The following is a 2,670-nucleotide window of genomic DNA, read 5'->3' as shown; positions in this document are numbered from 1 at the left end:
TCACAGCTCTCTCTCTCGAGATATATTTAGACAAACCTGCTCTTGCTATCTGGGTTTGTAGTGGGCCGAGACCCACACCGCCCGGCGCCCCGCGGGGGGGGGGGCCCGCGGCCGGTCTGGTGCGTGGGGGCTTTCCCAGGCCTGCGGGGCTGAGGCGTGGGGGCTTTCCCAGGCCTGCGGGGCCGAGGCGTGGGGGCTTTCCCAGGCCCGCGGGGCCGAGGGGACGCGATCGCAAGCGGATGGTCCCCCCCGCCGCAGGCAGGGGGAGATCATCCTCGTACCGGCATCCTTGGATGGCGCCGCTGACGCCGGCAACGCAGCGCGGGGGCCCACCTCCCTGCGTAGCCAGGGGAGTGCCTGCTGGGGGCACCTCCTGGCGGTCCCCCGCGTCAGCCGGTGGAGCAGCCCTGGGGGAGTCGCGGGCCAGGCGCGATGTGGCAGACACGGCCTGGCCGTGGAACGAGCGGCTCCAGCCAGGAGTTCTCGCTAAGCGTCGCCCTGTTCCGCCAGAAGCCGGTCGATGATCGCCTCGACACGCCCGCGCAGACCTTCCTGGCTCTTGCCGCCGTCCAGTCGCTCGCCACCGACGAGATACGTCGGGGTGCCGGTGACGCCGATGGCCTTGCCCTCGGCCTGGTCGGCGTCCACGATCAGGATGTGCCGGCCGTCGATCAGGGCGGTGTCGAACTCATCGGCGTCCAGCCCCAGTTCACGAGCCACCTCGATGAGCAGCGGTTCACCCCTGCCGTCCAGTTCCTCGACCCGGTCGAGGACGGCCTCCACGAAGGCCCAGCCGCGGCCCTGGACCGCGGCCTCCTCCGCTGCCTGCGCGGCGGCGAAGGCGTGCTTGTGCTTCTCCAGCGGGAAATGGCGCAGGCGCGGCTCGAGCCGGTCGCCGTAGCGCTCCCGGAGCGCGCGGAGATCGGTGAGGGCGGTGCGGCAGTCGGGGCACTGCAACTCGCACCAGACGTCCAGGACGATCGGCGGTGAGGAGGTCTCGCTCATGCGCACAGTCTCCCAGCCGTGCGGGACCCGCCCCCACCGGGACCGGGCCCGACCCCGAGCGGGGCTGAGGGTAGCCCGGAGATCTCCCTGACATGCGTCCGGATACATGGCCCCCGCCGGGTGCGGCGGTGCAGGATGGGAAGGAAGAAGGGACAGGACAGAGAAGAGGGAAACGGAAGGCGCGTCGGCAGGCGCGCACCGCAGCCTCGTTCGCTTGGAGGGCCGGATGCTTGCCGAGACCATTTGTTCCGCGGCTGCCGCGGCCGGACTGGGCATCGCCGCGGTCACGGCGTATCGCAAGCGATACCTGAGCGCGGCCAGAATCGCCGCGTATGCCCTCGTGCCCCTGGGGTTGGTGCTGACGGGCGCGGTCGGCTGGCTGGCCGGCACGGCGTTCAGCCCCGTGGCCTGGGTGGGCGTCGGCCTCCTCGGCCTTTCATGGGTGCTGTTCTCGACGACCCGCAGAGCTGAGCGCCGTGCGCTGGGGAAGAAGGCGCGGGAGGACCCGTCGCCGACGGCGGGGGCCGCCGCCGGCGGTCAGGCGGGGCAGCTCAAGCCCGGCAAACGGGCCAAGGCGAGTAATCAGAGCTCGCGGCCTGCGGCGGGTGGCGCGGGCGGAGGGGATGACTTCAGCGATATCGAGGCGATCCTCAAGAAGCACGGCATCTGAGGTCTGCGGGCCCCAATGTGCGAAACGCCACGGGATCCGGTGAACTCGGCGCCCCAAAGGGCGTGTTGCCCGATCATCGCGCCGGGGGCTGCGTCATCATCGCCCCGAGATGCTGGATACCTCCGCGGGGCAGACCCCCGTCCCGACCCCTGCTGATGAGCCGCGTGGCTGCCTTTTCGCGCTGTCCCAGCCGCCGTTGATGATCTTTCTCGCCGTGATCGGCTGTCTTCTGCTGATGGCCGCGGTTCATGATCTGTTACTGCTGTGACGGGCGGCGAGCAGACTGGGCGAGGACGGCGAGACCGGGAGGGGGAGGCTGAGGATCAGCCCGCCGCCTCCTTGCGGCGCGCACGGTATGCGGCGACATGCAGGCGGTTGCCGCAGGTGCGGCTGTCGCAGTAGCGGCGGGAACGGTTGCGGGAGAGGTCCACGAATGCGTTTCCGCAGTCCGGCGCCTCGCAGCGGCGGAGCCGCTCCTGCTCACCCGAGACCACGATGAAGGCGAGTGCCATTCCGCAGTCGGCGGCGAGGTGGTCGGCGACCGACGCTCCCGGGGCGAAGTAGTGGACGTGCCAGTCGTAGCCGTCGTGGTTCGTGAGATGCGGGGTGGTGCCCGCCGCGGCGACGAGCTGGTTGATGAGCTCCGCGGCGGCGCGCGCGTCCGGAGCGGCGAAGACCCCGGCGAAGCGGGCTCGTACCGTCTGCACCGCCGCGAGGTCGGCATGGGTCAGCTCACCCACGCCACTGACTTGGTGGCTTTGTACAAAGTCGTACAGGGATGGGAGGTCCCTGAGCTCGTCGTTCCCCGCGCGTTCGGGCGCGGTGTTCACCAGATCGACGACGGTGTCGAGGGCACTGCGGGTGTCGTGGGGGATCAGCACGATTCGCTCCCTGGCTGCTGCCGGCGGATGTCCGCCGAATTGCGCTGACTCTAGCGTCTCCTCGAAACGCGCGAATGGCGTGGGGGGAGCGGGGGGGGAGCAAGTTGGGGGCGC

The 2,670-nt window shown here is 70.5% G+C and carries 4 protein-coding genes; 2 read left to right on the top strand and 2 right to left on the bottom strand.

Features of this window, described 5'->3' with window-relative positions; all coding sequences use genetic code 11:
* Positions 1-486 precede the first annotated feature (486 nt).
* Positions 487-1,005 (bottom strand): DsbA family protein, encoded by a 519-nt coding sequence (locus ACFWI9_RS25220; protein WP_387165331.1) that lies wholly within the window; start codon positions 1,003-1,005, stop codon positions 487-489.
* Between the two features lie 226 nt (positions 1,006-1,231).
* On the opposite strand from ACFWI9_RS25220, the gene ACFWI9_RS25215 reads away from it, so the two are divergent.
* Positions 1,232-1,675 carry a hypothetical protein gene (locus ACFWI9_RS25215; RefSeq protein WP_387165330.1) on the top strand — a complete coding sequence of 148 codons (444 nt, stop codon included), beginning with the start codon at positions 1,232-1,234 and terminating at the stop codon, positions 1,673-1,675.
* A 109-nt stretch (positions 1,676-1,784) separates the two neighbouring features.
* Complete coding sequence (locus tag ACFWI9_RS25210) at positions 1,785-1,943, top strand: hypothetical protein (RefSeq protein WP_387165329.1); 159 nt, start codon at positions 1,785-1,787, stop codon at positions 1,941-1,943.
* A 55-nt stretch (positions 1,944-1,998) separates the two neighbouring features.
* On the opposite strand, the gene ACFWI9_RS25205 is transcribed toward ACFWI9_RS25210, so the two are convergent.
* Positions 1,999-2,556: a CGNR zinc finger domain-containing protein gene (locus tag ACFWI9_RS25205; protein WP_387165328.1), complete on the bottom strand. Its 558-nt coding sequence runs from the start codon at positions 2,554-2,556 to the stop codon at positions 1,999-2,001.
* Between the last annotated feature and the right edge of the window lie 114 nt (positions 2,557-2,670).

Origin of the sequence: Streptomyces sp. NPDC127084 (genome assembly GCF_042724175.1) — a bacterium.
GTDB lineage: Bacteria > Actinomycetota > Actinomycetes > Streptomycetales > Streptomycetaceae > Streptomyces.
Note: the sequence above shows the minus strand (reverse complement) of the source record. Positions and strands in the feature narration are given on the sequence as shown.